Consider the following 22,754-nt stretch of genomic DNA (forward strand, 5'->3'; position numbering starts at 1 on the left):
CTGCGGTGCTACGGCGCCGCCGCCGACGTCCTCGGTGGCGTCGCACATGTCGAGGGAGAAGGAGATCCAAAGGTTTCGGAGGCGTCAAGCCCCAACTGCGGGACCTGCCCTGGGTGGGGAGCCTATTCTTCGATGCGATCCGGCTCTTCTGGAAAACGACGCTATCTTGATAAATTGTCGATGCATCGAAGGGGCCGCCTTCACTCCACAGCGCGCGCCTCCTGGGAAAACGACGCGATAGGAGGTCTCAGGAGGCCCGCGCGGGAGGCGGCGCGAGGAGCAGCACGGACGGCACGATCGTGGGCTCGGCGAGCCGCAGCAGCCCGTAACCGATCCCGGAGATACCCACCATCAGCCCCGGCTCCTCGGCCGCGAGCGGCAGGCCGCAGATCGGCCCGTCGCGATCCAGGCTGTCGAGCAGCACGGCGGCGCGGCGATCGGCCTCGGCCCGGTACCTCGGTTCGTCGAGCACACGGGCAGCCTCCGTGAAGAGCTCGATGTTCCCGAGATCGCCGTGGCAGAGGCTGTGATCCGGCGCGTACCGTTGCTGGAACGTCACCTCCAGCGCGGCGAGCACCTCGGCGCGCGCTGTCTCGTCGCCGTTCGCCGCGACGATCGGCAGGCGGGATAGCCCGATCCCTGGCGCTCCGTGGCACCACGCCGTCTCGTAGCTCGGCTGTGACAGCGACGCGCCCTCGGACTTGCGCAAGTCGGGCCAGCCTTTCCCAGGCACAAACGTGCCGCGCTCGTAGGCGCGCGCCTGTTGCGCGGCCGCCTCGAAGCGGGCCTGCCCCGTCGCTCTCGCGAGCGCGTGGAGCGCCCACGCCGCGCCAGCCGCGCCGTGCGCGAAGCCCGTGAGCGGCGCGAGGACCTCCTCGGGGCAAGGCCACGCGATGCCGTTGCCGGCGGGCTGTGCGCGCTCGATCAGGTGTGCGCCGCACGCGACCGCCGCCCGCAGCACCGCTTCGGACGGCGAGACGGAGTGCAGGCCGAGCAGCGCCGCGATCGCGCCGGCCGCGCCGCCCACCAGATCGAGGTGCTTGTCCTCGGGGACGAGCGTCTCGATGCGCGCGGCGATCGCGGCGGCCTCGGCGAGGAGCGCGGGATCGTCCCACAGGACCGCGAGGTGCGTCGAGGCGTAGAGCAGCGAGCCCCAGCCCTCGAACGCTCCGATTCCCCGCAGGCTCGCCGCGCCGCGCTCCATGCTCTGGTGGGCTTGCCGGAGCGTCGCGCGCGCGAGCGCGGTCGCCTGCGAATCCTCCGTGATCGCGCCCGCATAGCCGAGGAACAGCGCGATCCCGGTGGCGCCGCTGTAGAGATTGTTGTCCACCGAGCCGAAGCTCCAGCGGTCGCCGCGCAGCGTCACGCCGTAGTAGATGAGCTCGTTGTCCACCTGCGCGAGCGTGCCGATACGCTCGCTGAGCCCGCGCGCGGCCCGGAGCAAGCGCGATCGCTCGATCGGCGCCGCCGTGTCCGCGGGCGGCCGGCGCGGGTGGCGGCGGCCCCCCCTCGTGCGCGTCTCCAACGTCGAGAGGGAGGCGCGCAGGAGCCAGATCTGCCGGTCGAGGTCGCGCTCGTCGAAGCTGCGGAGATGCCGCACGACCTGCTGGTAGCTAGGCTCGTCGAGCACGCCCTCGATCGGACGTCCCATGCTGTCGCGGAGCGTCGTCTCGCTCGGCGTCGTGAAGAACATCGGGATGTCGCCGCGCCACAGATCCTCGCGCTCGGAAGAGATGAGCTTTGCGAGGGAGGGCATGCTCACGACGTCGTTCCATAGCCTGTCGAGCGAGCGATCGCGATCCAGCGCATCGCGGAGCAGGTTCGGATGGCGAGACTCGTAGCGCATCACGCCGTAGCGCTGCGAGCTGCGGACGATCACGCGCACCTCGTCATGGGCGAAGCGGGCGATCGGGCCGTCCGGGGCGAGCAGCGCGTCGCGCAGCGCGACCACGAGCCGGTACGCCGCCGAGAAGCCAGCGACGATGTCGTCGATGTAGTCAATCACGTCGATGTGGGCGCCGTTCAATGTCGCCCGGTTGTGGCCAGCGCTCAGGCCCATGACCTTGCGCGTGAAGCGCAGCCCATCGGTGCCTTCCTCCTCCCAGGTGGGCATTCCTACCGTGGTCTTCTGTCCGGGCGGGGTGCCGAGCCCGCTGATGTCCACACCCGAAAGGCCGATGTCGGTGCTCGCCGAGGGCAACAGGCCAGATCGCAGGACGGACCTGTAGAAGGAGCCCTCCGTGGGCACGGGCACATCCCTGGGTGGGTTGGGATATGGATGGAACAACGTCTCCAGATCGATGAGCACGGGGTGCTCGCCCACGGCGATCACGTTCTCGTAATGGAAGTCCGTTGCCTCCAGCATGTAGGACAGGAGCACCAGCGCGCCCTGCCGGCGATAGAAACGGTGCACTTCCTCCTCGGACGCGCACGTGGCGGGCGTCGCGTGCTCGAGCCAGCCATAGGTGCCGCGATCGAGCACCGTGAGCTCCCGCAGCGCGGGATCGAGGCCGCGCGCGTTCAGGAAGGCCACGAGCTCCTGAAAGTGGACATCGACCGCCAATGCCTTGGGCTTGTAGACGAGCTTGAGGCCTGACGAGAAGCGGAGCAGCACGACCGATCGGCCCTGGCGGTGCGGATCGCCCGCGCCGGTCTCGATGGCGACGAGCTCGCCAGGGTCGGAGGATGGGCAGATTGCAGCGCGGATCGCCTCCCAATCAGTGATCAGGTGGCGGAAGAACTCGAGGCCGTAGGCGACCCATTGATCGACGCAAACGACGAGGTCCTTCGCGAGGACCGGGTACTCCCGGAAGATGGCGAGCACGACCGCAGGGTCGCGCAGCCGCTCGAGAAAGCTCGCGAACCGCTGCTCGGGCGTGTCGCCGGAGAGCAGGCCCTGCACGCGGGCCACGTGCATCTCCAGCACGAATGTCCGATCCATCACGGCCAGCACCGCGCTCGCCAGATCGAGCAGCCACAGCCGCTCGGCCACCGCGGGATCGAACGGCACGAACGGGGCCACCTTGACGAGCGCATGGAGGCCCTCGCGCAGGCGGGCGCGGGTCTGCCGGAGCAGCGGCTCCACGGCGACCAAGAGCCCCGCGGCGCCGCGGGTACGATGGTCGAGTCGCTCGGGGCCAGGGAGGATATCCTCGACGGAGACATCGGCGGGATGCTCGTAGGCGGCGACGAGGCCCGCCAGGAACGCCGGCGGCCCGCCGGCGCGTTCGTGCACCATGGAGGCCGGCTCTCCCACGAGGCGCTCCCACTCTTCCTCGGCCAGTCCCTCGGAGGCGAGCTTCTGCGCGAAGAGGGAGGTGTCGGTGAACGGCGCCTGCGCGCGCCAGCGCCGCGCCCGCTCCGACTCCAGCAGATCTTCTGCTGCGCCGGCGCCGCGGTTCGCGCGCAGGAGGTCCAGCCGTTCATTCAGGGCTGTGGCCTGGTGCCAGTCGGGGACATCGAACAGTCGCGGGGTCATGACGGAGATCCTCCGGCAAAGTGCGAAAGAAAAGCGTGTCGGATGGACGCCGCGTGAGCCGCGGCGCCCATCCGACACATGGCTTATGCCCTGCCGAACGCGGTCAGCAGAACACCTAGCAGACGCAGATGCTCTTGGTCGAACAGAGACACCACGACGACGGATACGTGATCTTTGCCATCGGGTCCGGGCCAGCGCCACCTGCACCCATCAGGTTTGCATCGCTGAGCTCCACAGGACCCACCGGGCTCTCCGGAAGGAGCGCACGTGCGGCGTCGCTGAGGCTCAGGCGGTAGGACTCGTCTTTCCAGGCGCGGATGATATCGATGTTGGACATGGGATTGTTCTCCTTCGTATCGTGCCCTCCCCGACACCGAGCAATGTCTGCGCCAGCGGGCGCAACCTGGTCTCCGTCGCCGCTTCGGTCGTGTTCGCGTGATCCGTTGCGGCACAGAGATGCGGCAAATCCAGCTGAAGTGAGCTCATTCGTCGGGCGCAGGGGGGCATCGGCGCTCCTCCCATGGCGCTGATGAGCGAGCTGAGATTGTCACGCTGCGGCCGTGACATGTCACGCTGCGGCCGTGACATGTCACGCTGCAGCCGTGACATGTCACGTGGCGGCCGTGACATGCCACGTGGCGGCCGTGACATGCCACGCTGCGGCTGTGAACGCGGAAGAACGGGGAGCGCCGCGCCGGAGGGCGCCTCCGGCTTGCCTTCGCCCCTCCCTCTCGGTAGCGTCGGTCCCAGGTAGACGTCTCGTGCCGGCCCCGATCGTCGTCGACATCGCGTCGGGCCCTGCCGTGCATGGCGAGCTCCCGGCGCTCCTCGTCGAGGCGTGCTCCCGCGCCGCCGGCGGCGGCGGGTGCGCGCTCGGCGATCCGAAGCGCGCCGGGACCCCGGTCCGGGCGCTCGCCGTCGTCTGGCTGGACGGCCCGGACTACCGCCGCCTGCGGGTCGACGTCGCCTCCCTCGGCGCCCCCGAAGGCACGCTGTCGTCGCGCGAGATCGAGTTCCGCGAGGAGGATCCGCTGCCCGACCGCTACCGCACCGCGGGGCTCCTGGTCGCGGCCCTGGCGTCGGAGCGCGCCGGCGTCCCGACGCCGCCCGTCCCGACCGGCGCCGAGCCGGCCGGCATCGAGCCGGCCGCCGCCGCGCCGCCGCTGCGCCCGCTGGGCTGGTTCCTCGCCGCCGGCGGGCTCGTCGGCAACGGGCTCGATCGCGGCCCCGCCGGCGCCGCCGGCCCCGCCCGCGCCGGCGCCTGGGTCATGGCCACGGCGCTCGACTGGCGCTCCGGGTTCCTCGGGACCCTCTCGGCGTCCTATGCCACGGCCCTGCGCGAGCCGGCCCCGGGGCTGTCGGTCCAGTGGCTCGCGCTCGGGGGCGGCGGCGGCATCGCCGCGCCCATCGCGCCGCTCGACGCGCTCGTCCGGGCGAGGATCGAGGCCGCCGCCGACTGGGTGATGGCCTCCCCGGGCGACCCGAAGAAGCCGGAAGAGACAGGGCACGGGTGGGCCTTCGGGACGCGCACGGCGATCGACTTCGTATGGCCGGCCGAGGGCAGCGTGGCCCTCCTCGGGAGCGCCGAGGCGTTCGTGCGGATCCACCAGACCGACCTCCACGTCCACCCGAAGCCCGACACGGCGCTGCCGAAGGGCGGCGTCACGGGGATGCTGGGGGTGCAGCTGCGCCTGCGCTGATTCCGCGTATCAAAAACCCCGCCAGAGAAACCGGTCGACGACGAGCGGTCGCGGGAAACAGCAGCGATTTTCGTAGTTTCCGCCTGCTTCGCCGCCGAGGGCGGCTCCGGTGTGGCCCAACGCGGCGCCCTCTTCCGCCGCATCGCCAGCGGTGAAGGGCCCCCGCGGCATCACCGATCGGGGTCGGCGCCTGGCCGGAAAATGCCAACAGCTTTGAGACAAGCCGGACGAGAATTCTATGAGTGGATCACATTGAGGGACGCGTTCCGGCTCTGGTACCCGAGCGGTCGCGGCCGCTGCGTTTCGGCGGTTGGCGCAGCGACGGGCTCGGGCGCGACGCTGGTCGTTGCCGTGTGTGGCGGCGCCGCGGCCTCGTCGGCAGCGTCGTCGACGGACAGCGGGTTGATGGCTGCCGAAGCGGGCGGCCTGCGGACGACGGGCGGACCGTTCGAGAAGCGTTCCGGATGCGCGGCGTAGGCCGTGTCGAGGGCGACCTGGCGCCGAGCCGCGATATCTTCGACGCGGCCGTAGAATACATCAGCAGGTGTGAAGAGAGCAAGACCAGAATGCTGGTGAAGGTCGTTATACCAGCTGAAGAACTCCTGGCACCACGCTCGTGCATGCGCCAGCGAGGCAAAGCGGTCCGGATCGTCGGGCTGGTACTTGAGCGTCTTGAACTGCGACTCGGAGAAGGCGTTGTCATCGCTGACGTGAGGCCTGCTGAAGCTACGAACGACGTCGAGCGAGCCGAGGAGCTGAGCGAGCCCCTCCGACCTCATCGCGGAGCCGCGGTCGGCGTGCACCGTGAGCGAGCCGGGCTCGACGCCATGGCGGGCGACCGTCTCTGCGAAGAGGTGCTCGGCGAGCTCCGCGCTCTCGCGTTCGGCGAGCAGTCAGCCAACGGTCATGCGACTGAACAGGTCGAGGACGGCGTACAGGCAGTGGAAGACCGCGGGCAGCGGCCCGCGCAGCTTGGTTATATCCAACATCCAGATCTGGTTGGGGGCTGTGGCGGTGAGCGTCGGCTTGGCATGCTTCATCGGCCCACGCTGCGCGCGTCGCTCGCCGCTCTCGCCGGACGCCGCGAGCAGGCGGTACATCGTGCGGATGGAGGCAAGGTAGACGCCGCGCGACAGCAGCGTCGCGTAGACCTCCGGCGGGGGCTGGTCGACGAGCTCGTCGCTGTGCAACACATCGAGCACGGCTTGCCGCTCGGGGTGACTGAGCCTGCGTGGGCTCGGAACGGGCCCCTGCAACGCGGGTGGCCTCGCGGGCTGCGTCTGCCTACGCGCTCGTCGCAGCCCGTTGTGAGTAGCTCGGCGAAGAGCTTCGGGTGGCGCTCCAGCGACGGATCGAACGTCCACGCTTTGCGGCCAAACAGCCGCCCCACGTCGCCGGGTTCGGCGGCAACGTAGCAACCCCGGTGGGTGCGCGTGGCGCCTTGCCAATGAGTTGGCAGCTTTCCCTCCATTTGGAGAGATGGCCTCCCGGCCAGCGGTTCAGTGGATCCTGCCTTGTGATCAGTGGTAGAGCGGTTCGACAAGCCGGATTTTCATCCCGATCTCAACAATCTTGACATCTAGGGCGCGTGCGGCCCCGCTGTGCTCACCTCAGCGCTGCTGGCCGTCGGCACGGGTGATACGGACTTCGAGAGGGACGATCACACGATGCTCTGCGCCTACTTGTGACGCGGCATGGTCGTATCAATAACTTATCCATGCATCTAAGGGGCCGCGTTCATTCCACAGCCTGCGGGCCCTCACGCGCCCACGAGCACGAGGCCCTCGGGGCGGCGGAACCAGCGCCCGGCGGGGCTCGTCGCGCGCACGATCGGCTGCCCGGAGGCCGAGCGCCGCGCCGCGAGCGTCATCGCGTCGAGCGCGTCCCGCTCCGGGTCGCCCGACGCGTCCCGGCGCATGAGGTTGCGGGTCGAGTCGGCGACGAAGTGTACGTAGCGGCGGGCGACCTCGTGCTCGTACTGCTCCTGGCTGAGGCCCCCCATCTCCATCTCATCTTTGCTGATGAGTTTGTCAGCGAAGGAGCCGAGCCTGCTCCCGAGCAGCGCCCCCGCCGAGCCGCCGAAGTAGCTGCCAACGACCCTGCCGAGCGTGGGCAACCCGATCTTCGCGATGCCCTTGAGCGCGAGCTTGCCGACGGCCTTGAGCCCCCTCCCGAGGAACGATATGCCCCTCTTGGCGAACCTGCCGATCTTAGCGATGCCGCGCTTGATGCCGCGGAAGATCTTCCCCAAGAAGCGGTCTAGCTCGGCCTCACTGGTGACCTCAAGCAGCTCGTTGGCCAGCGCGTTGGCCGCACGCTCGCTCAGGGTGCTCCTCCGCGTCAGACAGGTCGCGCACCCGCAGGGCGCCGGCCGCGTAGCCTGGGGTGATTCGAAGTTCAGCTCGGTCGCGTTCATGGTCAGCTCCTCGCAGTGACGGCGTGATGCCGGTTCGATTGATAGGCAGCGCGTTGCAAGTCCGGTGCCGGAGGCGGGCTGGTGGAGGAATCGAGGCTGGTTCGACGGGGCGAGGACGAGGACCGATGCGGTCGGAGGGACGCGAAGTGTTATGACGGCGAAGCGAGCTTCGCCAGAGGCGCGCCGAAGCGCGCCGCCAACGAGGCTCGCGCCCTGGCACGTCGGCTGCAGCGGAGCCACGAGCCTGGGGAGAACGGCGCGTCTTCGTCGCGTGGCGCCCGGCGCAATCGGAGAGGAAACCTACCATGACCGTGCAACAACAAGAAGAGATGGCACTCGCCCGCGAGCTCCTTCAGATCACCCACGAAGCCGAGATCAATCGCTTTCTCCCGTTCCTCATCACGCCTGCGCTGACGGGCCTCGAGGCGGTGGCGCCGCTGGTGATGAAGGTGGCCGCGCCCCTCCTCAAGAAGGTGGCGGTGGGAGCGATCAAGGCCATTCCCGAGATCTCCAAGGGGGTAGCGAACAAGCTGCCCGACGTCGCCCAGGTGACGAACGACGCCCCTGGCGGTCCGGGCGGCGGCGGGGGCCAGGGCGGCGGCAAGGGCGAAGTCGACTTCGGCGGCTCAGGGACGTACGGCAGGCGGCTCTGGGGCGCGAGCTTCCAGCAATCGAGCCCGCGCGACATCCAGCTCGCCATGTCACTGCGCCTCATGCGCGCGATGCGGCGGGCTTCGCGGCGCGCGGCGGTGGCCGTGGCCGTGCTGCGCGTCGCCCGGCGCGGGGCGCCGCTCTCGCTCGATGCCGTGCGCCGCATCGTTTTCCGCAGCCTCGTCAGCGCGATGCGCCGGCAAGCGCCCTTCCTCCTCCCCACCCTGCCCGTTGTGGCCATCTCGCTCCGCAGCCGGCCGGCTGACTCCGGCAGCCCCCTGCCGCAACCGCGCGCCGGCCGGATCTTCAGCGCGACGCTCGCTGCCTCGTCGCGCCGCCCTGCCGGCGACAGCGGAGCCACGCTGCCCACGCCCAAGGGCCGCGTCCTCGGGGAGCCGCGCCAGGACACGGGCACGCGCCCGCGCGTGACCGCGTGCCGCGCCTGCACCGCGCGGCGGGAGGCCGGGATCGAGGTGGAGCAAGAGATGTCCTTTCAATAGGCCATCAACAACGCGGGGATCTGGCCCGGGATCTATGCCATGAGCCGGGGTGGGTGCGTCTTCAGCAACGGCATGACCGACAACCTCTGGCGCCGGCTGCTCCAGCACTAGGCTCATGTCCGCGGCAGTGTCGAGACGCCGATAACATCCATAGTGCAGATCCGCTTCGAACGTTTGCAACACGAGGTCGTGACCGGCGGCTCCAACGGAGCCGTGTCCTTCGACGGCGCCAACCTCACGGCCATCGGCGGGACCGACGCGTTCATGGTCAAGCCCACGCCCTGCCCCCGGTCGACCTATTGGACCAGCTGTTGCTTCGAGTCTCCCTGTGCGCACGGGGTCGCGCCGTTCCAAACGTCAGACCCGCTCGCACCGCGCTCGAACCCTGAACAGGAGAACGATGATGAGTCGGAACATGATCAAGCAGTTTCAGCAGCGGAACGCGGCTGCCCCGTACCCGACCACGGGCGTGGACACTGGGGGCCCCGTGGTCGGGCCCACGGCGGCCGCTGAGGTCGAGCTCAAGTTCAAGGCCAATGCCTCGGTGGATCTCGGCGAACTCGGCTTCGCCACAGAGGCCGACAGCGGGCCCGCGTTCCTGGTGTTGGTCCCGGAGGCCGTCGCCGTCGCGTCGGCGACGACGGCCGCAGATCGGGTGGTGATCCTGTCCCCCGGCAAAGTCGCCTACGCGGTGGTAGAGCAGCCCGAGTTCCGGCAGTACGTGGGACGTGACGCGATGAACGGCGTGCAGAAAGCGCTGGAGCAGGCCCTCGTCTGCGCCATCGGCAAGCTCTCCGAGTCGGTGTGCGGCCAGGCGCCTTCGCCCGCACCGAAGCCGCCCCCGCCGCCGACCAAGGATGATGAGCTCCAGACGGAATGCTCCACGCTCAAGGCGAAGCTCGACAGCTTCAAGAACGTCGTGAGTACCGAGCTCCAAGATCTCAAGGTAGCCGCCAATACCATGGGCCCATCGGCTTGGAATAACGTCCAAAGCGCCCTCAAAAGGCTGCAGAACGCCCTCGAAGAAGTTAAGAAGTAGGACGGCGCTCGCGCCGCCTCCCGCCGCTCCCTCCCTCCTCAGGCTCCCGAGCTCCCGCCGTCCCGGCGTGAGCCTCTCGCCCCGAAGCCGCATTCTCCTCGGCTGCCTGCCCGCCGCCGGCCGCCTCGAGCCGGCGCGCGCTGCCCGTGCGGTGCGCGCTGAAACAATTTTCGCCCGCCTACGGTCGATCCCCCGTGTTTCCGAAGCCACCTTCGCCCGCCACGCCATCCCCACGGGTTTCAGCCTGGCACCGCTCCTGCAATGCCCCCTCCCGCACACGGCCTCGCGCTTTGCCGGGGCCCCTAACGAGATATGGAGGACGCCGGTCATGCACAACCTGGATCGAACCACGCTGGAGCAGGAAGGGTACGAGTTCGAGGCGAACGAGCAGGAAGGGTACGAGTTCGAGGCGAACGAGCAGGAAGGGTACGAGTTCGAGGCGAACGAGCAGGAAGGGTACGAGTTCGAGGCGAACGAGCAGGAAGGGTACGAGTTCGAAGCGAACGAGCAGGAAGGCCATGAGTTCGAGGCGAACGAGCAGGAGGGCCACGAGTTCGAGGCGAACGAGCAGGAGGGCCACGAGTTCGAGGCGAACGAGCAGGAGGGCCACGAGTTCGAAGGCCAGGAACTCGAGGGCGAGGGCGAGCAGGAAGGCTACGGGTTCGAGCAAGAGATGGCCGCTGAGAGCCCCATCCACGAGAACGAGGCCATGGAGCTTGCGGCCGAGCTGCTCACCGCCTCCAATGAGCAGGAGCTGAGCCACTTGTTTGGAAACATCATCAGGAGCGTGTGGGGGGCGCCCAGTCGCGGAAAGCACGTAGGGGAAACGACCAAGCGCAGAAGGAGCGCGTCGGGGCCGACCAGGCGCTTCGCGGCGTCGAGAGTCGGCCGTTCGCTCATCGGCCTCCTCAGATTGATTGCCAGGCAGGCTATCCCGCGGTTCCGTGTCGCGGTCGGCAAAGCGGTCGCGCCGGGGGCGGGCCGCAGGATCGGCCCGCGGCGCGCGTGGAGCGCGGGCAAGCTCCTCGGCCTCGAACTCGAGGGCCTCTCCGCCGAGGATCGTGAGTTCGAGGTAGCGAAGCAGCTCGTCAACCTCACCGGCGCTGCGGCCCTGACCGCCGCGCAGAGCCCGACCTGCGGCGCTCCATCGGCCGTGGCGCGCCAGGCGCTCCTCCAGGCCGCCAAGGTCTACGCGCCTGGCATCGTCCCGGCGCTGGCCCGTAGCGTGTCTGTCCCGAGCCCGGTCCCGGCCGGTCCCCGTCCCGCGGACGTCGTCTCCGGCGGCCGCCCGCGCGTGCGCCACCCGCAGGGTCGCTGGTTTCGCCGCGGCAACGCCATCGTCCTGGTCGGAGCGTGAGGCGGCCGTGAACACCCGGCACCTCGCATCGCGGATCCTGGCCCACGAGGCCCGCGCGCTGCTCACGCGCATCGCGGGGGTGCGGTCCTTCGCGCTCCACGAGACGATGGTGCGGGCAGCGGCCATCTCTAGCCCTGCGCAGGCGGCCATCGAGGCCCACATGGTCGATGGCAAGCGGCGCCTCGACGCGGACGTGAGAGGGTACCTGCGCTGGCTCGCCGAGCCCGAGGGACGAGCCGCGACGCCGGCCGATATGCAGCGGAGGTTCACCTTCCTCCGCCTCCGCTTCAACGCGGTGCTGTCGCAGTTCGACATCTTCGCGCAAGCCACCAGCCAGCGCAGCGAGCACGAGGTTGGCGTGTGGCTGGCCGGCCTCGACGAGGTGTGCTGGGATGCGCTGGCGCTGCGCGGGGAGTATTACGCCACTCCGCCGGTGATCTGCTACCTGGATCGCGGCATGGGGGCGGCCATCCGGCGCGCGCGCACGCGGTTGCCGGGGGGCGATCTCAGCCCGGTCGCCATCATCCGCGTCCCCCGCGAGCGGATGGTGGGCACGGGGATCGCATCTTCGCTGATCCACGAGGTCGGCCACCAGGGCGCGGCGCTGCTTGGCCTGCTCCCCGCGCTGCGCACGGCGCTCGACGCCGAGCGGGGGAAGCACACGGGCGCGGCGGCGGAGGCGTGGTCGAACTGGTACCGATGGATCTCCGAGATCGTCGCCGATCTCTGGTCCGTGGCTACCATCGGCGTCGCGGCCACGATGGGGCTCGTGGCCGTGGTCAGCCTCCCGCAGGCCTTCGTCTTCCGCGAGAACGCCGACGACCCTCATCCCACTCCGTGGATCCGGGTCAAGCTGAGCGTCGCGATGGGCAAGGCCCTGTTCCCGCACCCCCAGTGGGACCGGCTCGCTCGGGTCTGGGAGGAGCTCTATCCGACGGGCGGGCTGCCCGTGGCCGTGCGGGGGCGACTCGCCGCCATCGAGGCCACGATGCCCGCCTTCGTGGCGCTGCTCCTATCACACCGGCCGCGCGCGCTCCGAGGGAAGATGCTCGCCGAAGCGTTCCCCGTCGCGTTGCGCCAACCGGGCAAGCTCGCGGCTCTCTACCAGACCTGGAAGGCGTCGCCGGCGCTCGTGCACCGCGCCACACCGACCCTGGTGTTCGCGGTCTTCGGACAGGCCCGGGCCGATGGAGTGATGAACCCGGAGGAGGACAGCCGAGCGATCGGGGGCCTCCTCACGTCGTGGGCGTTGAAGAGCGCCCTCGAGACCTCGGCGTCCTGCGCCGCGCTGCCGCGGGTCCGATCGGCGGCGGCTTGATGACGATTAACTGGCGATGTGAAAAAGGAGCAAATGTCATGGTTACGAGTGACACTGGAAAGCCTGTTGTATCCGAGTTGGAGGGCGACGGCACGCTCCCCGCGGCGCGCCCTATCGGCCAGGACGTGCAACCGTCCAAGGTGGTGTTGCAGCGAACCGCGAACGATCGGACGGACGATCAGGCGCTCTGGGTGCTGATCCGCTACAGCTCCCAGGCCATCGCCTTCGAGCCGTACGCGTACTTCATGGAACAGGTGATGACGGGGGCTATCAACGGCAGCGCCAACAAGGCCGAACAGGTGACTTCCACCTCGCGAAAGATCGACAACCGGCGCCATGGCCTGCCGTTTCCGGGCGTGGACGCATATGCCCTCCTCAAGGCGTCGACCGAGGTCTTCCTCATGGCCTCCGTCGGCATCAACCCCGTCACCGATGCCTTCGAGCGCAAGCAGAGCGTGCTCGAGCTGATGGCCACGATGGATCCCGAACGCATGGCCCGCCTGGGCGACACCTGGAGCGCCCAGGACCTCACGAACGCTTGGGCCAACTACTCGAGCGACTGGAACGGCGAGAAGATCCTCCCGTACCTCGACGTGATTCGTCAGAGGCTCGGCGTCCCCACCACGTACCAGGTGCCGCGCGGCTACGAGGAGATGCCGTACATGTCGAGCGGCGACTGCTTCGAGGTCCTGCAGCAGAAGCTCATCAAGCCCACCATGATCGAGCTCATCTGGTCGTATTGGCACGAGGAGGCGATGCTCGCGCAGACCCTGAGCGCGATTTCCATGCGCTTCCAGAACCGCCGCATGGGCGCCCGCGATCCGCTCGCCAACATGGAGGTCGACCCGCTTCGCCCGCTCAACTCCTTTCTCTGGGGCTGGGTGCAGGACGAGCAGCACCGGCTCAGCGTGGCCCGGCGCGCGTACGAGTACGAGCACCACTACGGCTTCGGCCTGCACGGCAAGGCGATCCCGCCCGTCCGCTCTGCCGACAGCCGTTCGAAGTTCCTGGAGGCTTTCCACAACCTGCTCTTTCATTGCATGAAGTTTTACAACGAGGACGACGACACCACCCGCATCGCCGACGGCTTCCCGGTCCTCAACAGCCTCAAGGAGGTGCACATCCTCCTCACCGAGGGGGGTCATAACCAGTACGGCGACCTGCCCTGGAACGCGCGCCTCGAGATGCTGATGATGCAGTGGATCCTGGCGCGGCCGGAGATGCGAGAGTTCATCGGCGGCCGCCCCATGGTGGCCTATCCGGAGCCGTGGATGGATCGGGTCGACACCATGAAGACCCTCCAGGGCTGGACGAACACCAACGTCATGCACTTCCGCGACCTCGGCGTCTTCGGCGAGCAGATCCTGCTCTCCACCCGCTTCGGCAACTGGAACAGCGTGATCCAGCCGCAGCAGGCCGCCAACTGGGCCCGCTACTGGCGCGCCGAGGTCCAGGGCTACATCCACGCCTACCGGGCCGTCACCGGGGTCGACCTCACGGCGGTCCCAACCGACGGCCACAACAGCGGGCTCCGCTTCATGCCCCCTTCCCACCACCTGCGCGCGCGGCTCGCCGAGCAGCAGCGCGGCCGGATGCTGCCGCGATAGGCACGGCGCGTGCTGGACTTCACTTCAGCCCTCTACCTCGGCCTCACGCACCCGAGCAGCACGCTCGGGGCGTGGGCCTCGCTCACCACCGGGAGGCCGGCCGCGCTCGGCCTGCCCCCCGAGGCGGAGCACGCGGCGGAAGCGCTCGCGGCGCTGTGCGGCTGCGAGCGGGCCACCCTCGCGCCGTCGACGCTGCACCTGTTCTGGGATCTGCTCGGCGTGCTGGCGGCGCGCCCCATCGACATCCACGCAGACGCCGGCGTCTACGCGGTGGGGGGCTGGGGGGTGGAGCGCGCGGCGGCGCTCGGGGCGAGGGTCCACGTGGTGCCACACTTCGACGCGGAGGCGCTCGAGGAGAACCTCGCCGGGCGCGCGCCGGGCGCGCCTCCGCCGGTGGTGGTCACCGACGGCTTCTGCACCGACTGCGGCCGCGCGGCGCCGCTCCGCGACTACCTCGCGGCCGTGCGAGCGCGCGGCGGTATCGTCGTCGTCGACGACACCCAGATGCTCGGCGTCCTGGGCGGCGGCCCGACGCGCGCTTCGCCCTTTGGCGTGGGCGGCGGAGGATCGCTCCGCTGGCACGGGCTCGCCGGCGCCGCCGGCGTCATCCTCGCCAGCTCGCTGGCCAAGGGATTCGGCGTGCCCGGGGCGGTGCTCGCAGGGAGCCGCGCGGCGGTCGCGCGCTTCGAGCGCGAGAGCGCGACACGCGTGTACACGAGCCCGCCCTCGATGGCGCTCGTGCGCGCCGTCGAGCGCGCCCTCGCCGAGAACCGGGAGCGCGGCGCGGCCCTGCGCCGTCGCCTCGCGGACAACGTGGCGCTGTTCCAGGCGCGCCTCCGTCGCCATGGCTTCCGGGCTGCGGGGCGCATCTTCCCCGTGCAGCCGATCGCCGGCTTCGCCGGCGCGGCGGCGCAGGCGCTGCACGCGCGCCTCGCCGATCTGGGCGTGCGCGCGGTGCTCGCCGGCGGCGCATGCGCGGAAGGGCCCCGCGTGGTCTTTGTCATCACCGCCCTGCACCCCGCCTCGGCGATCGCGCGCGCGGCGAGCGCGCTGGGCCGGGCGGCCGAAGATCTCGGGCTCGCGGCGGACGCCGCGCGCTCGGCGCCGCGCGTCGAGCCCTCGCGCATCGTGCGCCGCGTGCGCGCCGTCGCGGTGGTGCCGGAGGAGGCGCGATGATCATCGACGGCCACTGCCACGCGGGCAAAGGCGACGGGCTCAACGGGCCGTGGGACACCTCCGCGCCGCTCGGCGCCTACCTCCAGCGCGCGGCGCGGGCGGGCATCGATCGTACCGTGATCTTCGCGCCGTTCCATTCCGACTACCGCGCGGCGAACCGGCAGGTCGCCGCGCTGGTCGCGCGCCTTCCCGCGCGCCTCTACGGCTTCGCCTTCGTCGATCCCTCCCGTGATCGCGGCCGCGTGGACGCGATGCTGTCCGAGGCCGTCGTCGAGCACGGCTTCGTCGGTGTCAAGGTGCACCGTCACGACGGCCGTATCACCCGCGAGGTCTGCGAGGCGGCGCGGCGGCGTGCGCTCCCCGTCCTCTATGACGTGATGGGTGAGGTGCACGTGGTGGAGCTGCTCGCCACCGAGTACCCCGACGTCGCCTTCATTATCCCGCACCTGGGCAGCTTCGCGGACGATTGGCGCGCCCAGCTCGGGCTCGTCGACGTGCTGGCGCGCCACCCCAACGTCTACACCGACACCGCCGGTGTACGCCGCTTCGACATGCTCGAGCAAGCGGTGCGCCGCGGCGGCGCCGGCAAGATCATCTTCGGCAGCGACGGGCCCTGGCTCCATCCCGGCGTCGAGTTGGCCAAAGTACGAGCTTTGCGTCTCGCGCCGGACAAGCAGCGCCTCGTCCTCGGTGAGAACCTGCTCCGGCTCATCCGGAGAGCGCGCCGCGCCGCCGTGACTCACGCCGTCACCCCGGCAAGTGAGCCGACCAGGACGGCGCATCCCGATAACGAAATAACCAATCATTGTCGGAGGAGGCCGCATGGCGTCTCTTGAACATCCTGCGTCCGTTGGGGTATTACTGAAATAAGTAGATTTGAAAACAGGGGGATCAACCATGCGGACTGCCTGGTTCCATGTTTTTAGTCCCGAGGGCGCGGGCGCGGAGCGGCCGATGGCGGACATGCTGGCGAGCGCGGGACTCTCGCTCGTCCCGCTGGGGGCGGCGCCGCAGAAGCCCGGCCTCGTGGCCTTCGAGCGGGTCACGCCCGATCTATGCGAGTTTCTCCGGGAGCATAGCCGGAGCGGGCTCGATCGGGTGCTGGCCCTGGCCGTCTCGAGTGACGCCGTGATGGGGGACGATGCCTGGATGCTGCTCAACGCCGGCGCCGCCGACGTGCTCGCCTGGGACCACAGCCCCATCATGGCCCGCCAGATCGTGGCCCGCACCGAGCGCTGGGCGAGCATTGACGAGATACTACGCACCAACCTTGTCGAGAAGAACCTCATTGGCAAGAGCCGCGCCTGGACGGCTGCTCTCCGGCGCATCGTCGAAATCGCCAGGTTTACCGACGGTCCGGCGCTCATAGAAGGCGAGAGCGGCACCGGGAAGGAGCTGGTGGCCCAGCTCATCCACGCGCTCGACCCTCGCCCCGACAAGAAGGAACTCGTGGTCGTCGACTGCACCACCATCGTCCCCGAGCTGTCCGGGAGCGAGTTCTTCGGCCACGAGAAGGGCGCCTACACCGGCGCCGTGGGGGTACGCGAGGGCGCCTTCGCCATCGCCGACGGGGGCACGCTCTTCCTCGACGAGACCGGCGAGCTACCTTTGCGGCTCCAGGCCCAGCTCCTTCGTGTCGTTCAGGAAAAGACCTACAAGCGCGTTGGTGGGAACACCTGGAACAAGACCCATTTTCGCCTTGTGTGCGCGACGAACCGCGATGTTCTCGCGGAGGTCGAGCGGGGCGCCTTCCGCGCGGACCTCTACTATCGCATCGCCAACGCCCGCTGTAAGCTCCCGCCGCTGCGCGAGCGCGCCGACGACGTCGTCCTCCTCGCCCGCCACTTCATGGAGTGCCTCCGCCCCGGCGAGCAGCCACCGGCGCTCGACGAGCATGTCCGCGCCCACCTGCGCAACCGCTCCTATCCAGGCAACGTGCGCGACCTGCGCCAGCTCGTGACCCAGATGTTCCACCGGCACGTGGGCCCGGGCCCGATCACGGTCGGAGACCTCCCCGACGAGGAGAGGCCTGTGGCAGGCGCCGCGGGCGACTGGCGCGAGGGGCACCTCGAGCACGCCGTGCGCGGCGCGCTGGCGCGGGGCGCCGGGCTCAAGGACATCGGACGCGCGGCGGAGGATCTGGCGGTGCGCGTGGCCGTCAACGACGAGGCGGGCAACCTCCAGCGCGCCGCGCTCCGCCTAGGGGTCACCGACCGGGCGTTGCAGATGCGGCGCGCCGCGCGGCGGCACCTCGATTGAAGGGGAGTCGGTCCAGCTCGGCGTAGAGGTGGATCGACGCGGCGATCCCGCGCTGATAGGCCTCGAGCGAGAATCCCTCGTCGGGCCCGTGCGCCTGATCGCTCGCCAGGCCGAATCCCATGAGCAAGGGGGGGATTCCGAGGATCTCCTGGAACAGGCTGGCTGCTGGCACCGTGCCGCCGGAGCGCGCGTGGGTCGGCGCGACGCCGAACGCCGCGCGGTAGGCGTGGTCGGCGGCGATCATCGCGGGGTGGCGAGGATCGACGACGACCGGCGCCGCGTGCAGGACGGCGCGGACCTCGGCGTGGACGCCGGGCGGCGTGTGGCGCGCGACGTGATCGCGGAGGAGGCGCTCCACGGCGCGCGGATCCTGATCGGGGACGAGGCGCGCGCTCAGCTTGGCCGTGGCGAGCGCGGGGATGACCGACTTCGGGCCGGGGCCCTGGTAACCGCCGCTCACGCCGTTGATCTCCAGGGTGGGGCGGATGGTGGCCAGCTCGTGCGCGCTGTAGCCGGGCTCTCCGTGGGTGGCCTGGGCGCCGGCGCGGCGGAGCAGATCCTCGTCACGCGGGCCGACCTGGCGGAGGTGGGAGAGCTCGGCGGCGCTCACGCTCGCCACAGCGTCATAGAAGCCGGGCACGGCGACGCGGCCGCGCGCGTCGTGGAGCGTGCCCAGGATGCGCGCCAGCGCCTCGAGCGGGTTGGGCACGAAGCCACCGAAGATCCCGGAGTGGAGATCGGCGCGCGGCCCGTGGACGATGATCTCGGCCGCGAACGCGCCGCGGAGCGCATACGTCAGCGCCGGCCGGTCGACGTCCGGGAGCGGCATGTCAGAGAGCACGGCGACGTCGGCGGCGAGCGCGCGGCGGTGGCGCCGGAGGAACGCCGGGAGGCTCGGGCTACCGATCTCCTCCTCGCCCTCGACGAGCAGCTTGACGTTCACGGGCAGGCGCCGGGCGCCGCAGAGCCACGCCTCGATCGCCTTCACGTGCGCCATGATCTGGCCCTTGTCGTCGGACGCACCGCGGCCGTGGATCACACCGTCGCGGACCTTCGGCTCGAACGGCGGCGAGGTCCAGGGCGGGCCCGGCTCCGCCGGCTGCACGTCGTAGTGGCCGTAGATGAGCACGGTCGGCGCGGGCACCGCGGCGCGCGACTCGGCGACCACGATCGGGTTGCCGGCGGTCGGCAGCACGCGCACCCCGTCGAGGCCGATGCCCTCGAGGTGGCCCGCGAGCCATCGCGCGCAGCCGGCCACGGCGGCGCGCCGCTTCGGGTCGGCGCTGACGCTGGGAAAGCGGATCAGCTCCGCGAGATCGGCGACGGACCGGGGGAAGCGGGCGCGGGCGCAGGCCTCTGCGGCGGCGCGGGCGCGCTCTCGGGGGATGTTCACGATGTGAATGTCACGGCGTCGTGGTTCATCAATAGGCTCCGTGGCCGTACTGCTGCGCCTGCCAAACGCCCCCGGCGTGCGCCATGTTGTCGTGAACGTCACGCCGCATAAGAGCCATCGTACCGGTTCCGAGGCCCCCCGCGTGCGAAGGTCTGTAGTCGTGCACATGATGCCAGACGAGCTGGTCGGGGCGCAAACGTAGTCCGCGATGATTGAAGCCTCGGCGTCGGACTCGACCCGGGGTTCTGCTCCATGCGCTAGCAAAATCACCTTGTCGGGTTCCGTGATACCGGATCCTCGTTCGAAAAAGGGCATCGTCACCAGGAACAAGCCCTGGCAAGGTCGCCGTCCTTCCGTTGGCTGTGACAGCTCTTGGCACCAATGTGGCCCCCCGGCCTGTGCGATAGAAGTCCGGCGGCCCGCGGTGTCTGGGCCCATAGACTATATCATTGGTGTTTACCCCCGCTCTCCTGGCACGGTCAATCATCCGTCGGTGATCTCTTCGAGCCCCCCGGAGGCGCAGGGGCCGCTGGTTGCGACTATCGTACTCGAGCGTGTCGAGCTCACCGAGGTAGCTCGGCGGCGGCGCGGCGGCCGGCGACACGTCGATCGTCAGCACCCGGTACCGGCCGCCCTCCAGCGGGCCGGTGATCACGCGGTACAGGCGACGCGGCGTGTGCGCGACAAAGACCGGGAGCGCGATGCTGCCGGACCGGAGGTGGCCCGCGAGGGTGGTCCGCTCGAGTAGAGCGCGGGCCCGCCGCGCGAGCAGATCGACCGCGGTCGCAGGATTGTGCAACGGCACGCCGAGGTAGCGTGACGCTCCTCGGGCGCTCCCGAGCGAGATCATGGCGTCGAGGCGTGAGGGCGAGAGCTCTAGAACGTGACCATCGGCATTGCTTGGCATCTCGGAGTCTCCTTTGGGTGCGTGGGACTTCGAGCGCCATAACGCATGGCACGTGCCACGCGGCACCGCGGGATTCGAGCAGAGGAGCCGAAGCGACGTTCGTTCGCGGCCGCGCGGGCGCTCGCGCCTCCGAAGCGCGCTTCGCTCGGAGGTGGCGCGCGATCCGCGGGGCACCTTCGAGGATCCTGAAGACGAGGTACTCTTCACGGTCGCCACGCTCAAGGCTGACCCTGATGCCACCGACCTCCCGGACATGGCGGATGGCTGGCTCGCGCTCGTGGACGCGGCCCGCCCAAAGGATCGGCAGGCGCGCCAGGCGCAGGTCAACCACGCGGTCGCGCCACATGGCCCACAGCACACCCGACAGCCGCCGCGCCAGCGCTACGACCGCATGTGGCGACCCCGGCGCTCGTCGCTGGTCTTTGCCCATCGACCTAGAGCGACAATCGGGTTGAAACCGCCCGAAATGCGCAGAGTTTCGAACCGCCAAAATGCCATGAGACGCCACAAGACGCCAAGATATTTGTTTTATTTTATGGCGTCTTGTGGCGTCTTGGCGGTTCATTTCTCGCTAGAACAACGTGATCGTTGTTCTAGCTCACCCGTCCGATACCATCGGCCCCCCGAGCAATCGACCGATCGCCTCGTGAACGACCCGGGCCGCCACCTCATCCCCGAGGGCGACGGCGCGGCTCAGGGTGCTGGCGAGCGAGGCGACCACGGCCGCCCGAGGCGACGGCCCGGTCACGGCAAGCTCCCCAGGCCCGAGGCTTGACGCTTGGGCCCGGGTTGGGCCCACACCTTCCGAGGGGCTGCGATCCGTCGTCACGCCCTCCCCAAATCCACAGGGATGCGACAGATCGCGACGGTTCACCCCCGCGGAACAGTCCCGCCAGAGAAACCGGTGGATGACGAGCGGTCGCCGGAAACAGTAGCAATTTTGATAGCTTCCGCCTGTTTCGCCGCCGAGGGCGGCTCCGATGTGGCCCAACGGAGCGCCCTCCGCCGCCGCATCGCCCGCGGCGAAGGGCCCGCGGCATCACCGATCGGGGTCGGCGCCTGGCCTGGCGGCAGAGCGCCGAACGAGTCTCCTTCGCTCGCCGCCCCATGGCCGGGGAGCGGCGGACGCGAACCAGCGCTCAAGCGCGTCCACTAACCCCTCGACGTCTCCCACGTCGCCGGCCCAGGCAATGCACCCGTCGGGCCGGATCAGCATCGACGGGCCTGCGTCGGCCGGTAAGCAGCGCACCCGCGTGAACCCGGCGGCGAGACCGGCCGCGTGCCCGTCAGGAGAAGCGTCGAGCAATATGCCTTCGCCTTCCGCCATCTCCGCGAACAGCGATGTTCGAGCGTCGGCGCGGCCGACCGGGCGATCGCCGGTGAGGCGTCCGACCAGGTCTCGCTCCGCGCCGAGGTCGTAGCGCGTGGCCAGACCGCTCGTCAGTCCGTCGAGATGGCCATTCACGGCGTCGATCTCCATCAGCTTCGCGAAGATCTGCCGCATTGCGCTCGACTGCGGGTCGGACCGCGTGAGCGCGACCTGGGCGAGCGTGTTGGCCAGCACGTCCTCGGCCACGGGCCGCCGCTCGGACGTGTAGCTGTCGAGCAGGCTGTCCGGCTTGTCGCCGCGAACGACGGCGGCGAGCTTCCAGCCGAGGTTGGCCGCGTCGACCAGCCCAAGGCTCAGCCCCTGGCCGCCCAAAGGCGAATGGATGTGCGCCGCGTCACCCGCGAGCAGGACGCGATCCCGGCGGTACGTGTCGACCAGACGTGCGCTGTCCGTGAAGCGATTCGCCTGCTCCATCGCCGTCACGCGGACATCCGCGCCGCTGATTCGGCGCAGCACGCCTTCGATCTCCTCGCGCGTGACGGGCGCATCGCGATCAGCCGGCGGACCGCTGAAGTCGTGCATCGCAAGCCAGCGAGGCCGAGGTCCGTTCATGACGACGCCCTCCGGCGTGCGGGTCGACCCGCGCGGCAGGCGCTCGGGGTGGTCGAGGTCGAGCACGGCCTGGTACATGAATTGGCTCGGCGGCGTACCGGGGAAGGCAAAACCGGCCATCTTGCGGATCGAGCTGCGCCCTCCGTCACATCCGACCAGCCAGGCGCAGCGCGCATGCTCCGGCCCGTCCGGGGAAGCCCAGTGGAGCGCGACGCCATCGTCATGCTGGTCCAAGCCCGTGACCTCGCACCCGCGCCGTACCTCTATGTCGAGCGCGGCCGCCCGCGCGCCCAGGATCGCCTCCACGCCCTGCTGGTTCACCCAGAGCATGCGCCGTTCGGGCTCGCCCACTGCTTCTGATCGGAGAGGGAGAAGGGCGAAATGCCCCCTGGACCTGTGTGCCTGCGCCCGCCTCTCTACGCCCACCGATCCCATGGCCGCGAAGTGGCGATCCTCCGCCTCGGCGAGCGCTGGGCCCATGCTCCGGCGGTGGAGCGCCTCCACGCCGAGCGGTCCGACTGCAGTCCCCTTCAGGGCGACGCTTGGCGCAGTGAGCCGCTCGAGCACCATCACACCGGCGCCGCCCAGCTTGAGCTCGATCGCGAGCAGGAGCCCTACCGGCCCGGCGCCTACAACCACGACATCGACTTGCTTGTCCATCGGCTATGAATCCATCGAGTACTACGTACAAACACCGATCAGCTATCGGGACACAGAAGGCAATGAGAAGTTGTGAGTCTGCCCAGCTATCAGCCGATTGGTCAGCCGAAGCCGCCGGACCAGGTCCATCTAGCTCGTCGCCTCTTGTGACCTCCCCCACGAAAAGTCTCACGGATCGGCTCTGCGCCGCAAGGCCCAGATGCTGTCCAGGGCCATAGGGTAGATCCGCCAGTCCGACCGGTGAAAGCAAGGCGCTCCCGACGACCGGAGGGGGTGGCGCGGTCCCGTGAATGCCACGTGGGCTCCGGGCATCCAAGGGCTTAATCAGAGCGCAACCCGCCCTCGGCTCGC

Annotated in this window: 18 protein-coding genes; 9 read left to right on the top strand and 9 right to left on the bottom strand. The window is 69.7% G+C overall.

Going from position 1 to position 22,754, the window contains the following annotated elements:
* Positions 1-247 precede the first annotated feature (247 nt).
* Together WME79_RS11695 and WME79_RS11700 are read right to left on the bottom strand one after the other, a co-directional pair.
* A complete protein-coding gene (locus tag WME79_RS11695; protein WP_437534858.1) occupies positions 248-3,685 on the bottom strand; it encodes a type 2 lanthipeptide synthetase LanM family protein in 3,438 nt (1,145 codons plus the stop codon).
* Entirely contained in the window at positions 3,594-3,815 is a 222-nt protein-coding gene (locus tag WME79_RS11700) for a mersacidin/lichenicidin family type 2 lantibiotic (RefSeq protein ID WP_437534859.1), read from the bottom strand. The genes WME79_RS11695 and WME79_RS11700 overlap by 92 nt, the downstream gene beginning before the upstream one ends.
* A gap of 424 nt (positions 3,816-4,239) precedes the next feature.
* On the opposite strand from WME79_RS11700, the gene WME79_RS11705 reads away from it, so the two are divergent.
* The gene (locus tag WME79_RS11705; RefSeq protein ID WP_437534860.1) at positions 4,240-5,178 is read left to right on the top strand and encodes a hypothetical protein; all 939 of its coding nucleotides are present in this window, start codon (positions 4,240-4,242) and stop codon (positions 5,176-5,178) included.
* A gap of 236 nt (positions 5,179-5,414) precedes the next feature.
* Here the strand turns inward: WME79_RS11705 and WME79_RS11710 are convergent, their stop codons facing one another.
* The 3 genes from WME79_RS11710 to WME79_RS11720 all read right to left on the bottom strand — a co-directional run bounded on the left by WME79_RS11710 (position 5,415) and on the right by WME79_RS11720 (position 7,594).
* Positions 5,415-5,957 carry an integrase core domain-containing protein gene (locus WME79_RS11710; RefSeq protein WP_437534861.1) on the bottom strand — a complete coding sequence of 181 codons (543 nt, stop codon included), beginning with the start codon at positions 5,955-5,957 and terminating at the stop codon, positions 5,415-5,417.
* Positions 5,958-6,071: 114 nt separating this feature from the next.
* Positions 6,072-6,380 carry a hypothetical protein gene (locus WME79_RS11715; protein WP_437534862.1) on the bottom strand — a complete coding sequence of 103 codons (309 nt, stop codon included), beginning with the start codon at positions 6,378-6,380 and terminating at the stop codon, positions 6,072-6,074.
* 557 nt (positions 6,381-6,937) lie between these two features.
* A complete protein-coding gene (locus WME79_RS11720) occupies positions 6,938-7,594 on the bottom strand; it encodes a hypothetical protein (protein WP_437534863.1) in 657 nt (218 codons plus the stop codon).
* Positions 7,595-7,899: 305 nt separating this feature from the next.
* Between WME79_RS11720 and WME79_RS11725 the strand changes: the two genes are divergently transcribed.
* From WME79_RS11725 to WME79_RS11760, 8 genes are all read left to right on the top strand, one after another.
* Positions 7,900-8,745, top strand: coding sequence for a hypothetical protein (locus WME79_RS11725; protein WP_437534864.1), 846 nt, complete (start codon positions 7,900-7,902; stop codon positions 8,743-8,745).
* Between the two features lie 415 nt (positions 8,746-9,160).
* Entirely contained in the window at positions 9,161-9,784 is a 624-nt protein-coding gene (locus WME79_RS11730) for a hypothetical protein (RefSeq protein ID WP_437534865.1), read from the top strand.
* Between the two features lie 328 nt (positions 9,785-10,112).
* Entirely contained in the window at positions 10,113-11,141 is a 1,029-nt protein-coding gene (locus WME79_RS11735) for a hypothetical protein (protein ID WP_437534866.1), read from the top strand.
* A gap of 7 nt (positions 11,142-11,148) precedes the next feature.
* Positions 11,149-12,459, top strand: coding sequence for a hypothetical protein (locus tag WME79_RS11740; protein ID WP_437534868.1), 1,311 nt, complete (start codon positions 11,149-11,151; stop codon positions 12,457-12,459).
* A gap of 38 nt (positions 12,460-12,497) precedes the next feature.
* Complete coding sequence (locus tag WME79_RS11745; RefSeq protein ID WP_437534870.1) at positions 12,498-14,066, top strand: hypothetical protein; 1,569 nt, start codon at positions 12,498-12,500, stop codon at positions 14,064-14,066.
* A gap of 9 nt (positions 14,067-14,075) precedes the next feature.
* Positions 14,076-15,242, top strand: coding sequence for an aminotransferase class I/II-fold pyridoxal phosphate-dependent enzyme (locus WME79_RS11750; protein WP_437534872.1), 1,167 nt, complete (start codon positions 14,076-14,078; stop codon positions 15,240-15,242).
* Positions 15,239-16,078 carry an amidohydrolase family protein gene (locus WME79_RS11755; protein ID WP_437534873.1) on the top strand — a complete coding sequence of 280 codons (840 nt, stop codon included), beginning with the start codon at positions 15,239-15,241 and terminating at the stop codon, positions 16,076-16,078. Before WME79_RS11750 ends, WME79_RS11755 begins: the two co-directional genes overlap by 4 nt.
* Positions 16,079-16,196: 118 nt before the next feature.
* On the top strand, positions 16,197-17,501 hold the full coding sequence (locus WME79_RS11760) for a sigma 54-interacting transcriptional regulator (RefSeq protein ID WP_437534874.1): 1,305 nt from the start codon (positions 16,197-16,199) through the stop codon (positions 17,499-17,501).
* Here WME79_RS11760 and WME79_RS11765 read toward each other — a convergent pair.
* The 4 genes from WME79_RS11765 to WME79_RS11780 form a co-directional block, all read right to left on the bottom strand.
* Complete coding sequence (locus tag WME79_RS11765; protein WP_437534875.1) at positions 17,449-18,894, bottom strand: dipeptidase; 1,446 nt, start codon at positions 18,892-18,894, stop codon at positions 17,449-17,451. The genes WME79_RS11760 and WME79_RS11765 overlap by 53 nt on opposite strands.
* Positions 18,895-18,922: 28 nt before the next feature.
* Positions 18,923-20,056, bottom strand: coding sequence for an HNH endonuclease (locus tag WME79_RS11770; RefSeq protein WP_437534876.1), 1,134 nt, complete (start codon positions 20,054-20,056; stop codon positions 18,923-18,925).
* 343 nt (positions 20,057-20,399) lie between these two features.
* A complete protein-coding gene (locus WME79_RS11775) occupies positions 20,400-20,549 on the bottom strand; it encodes a hypothetical protein (protein WP_437534877.1) in 150 nt (49 codons plus the stop codon).
* A 291-nt stretch (positions 20,550-20,840) separates the two neighbouring features.
* The gene (locus WME79_RS11780; RefSeq protein ID WP_437534878.1) at positions 20,841-22,403 is read right to left on the bottom strand and encodes an FAD-dependent monooxygenase; all 1,563 of its coding nucleotides are present in this window, start codon (positions 22,401-22,403) and stop codon (positions 20,841-20,843) included.
* Positions 22,404-22,754: the final 351 nt, after the last annotated feature.

The sequence above is a fragment of the Sorangium sp. So ce726 genome (assembly GCF_051521405.1).
Lineage (GTDB): Bacteria > Myxococcota_A > Polyangia > Polyangiales > Polyangiaceae > Sorangium.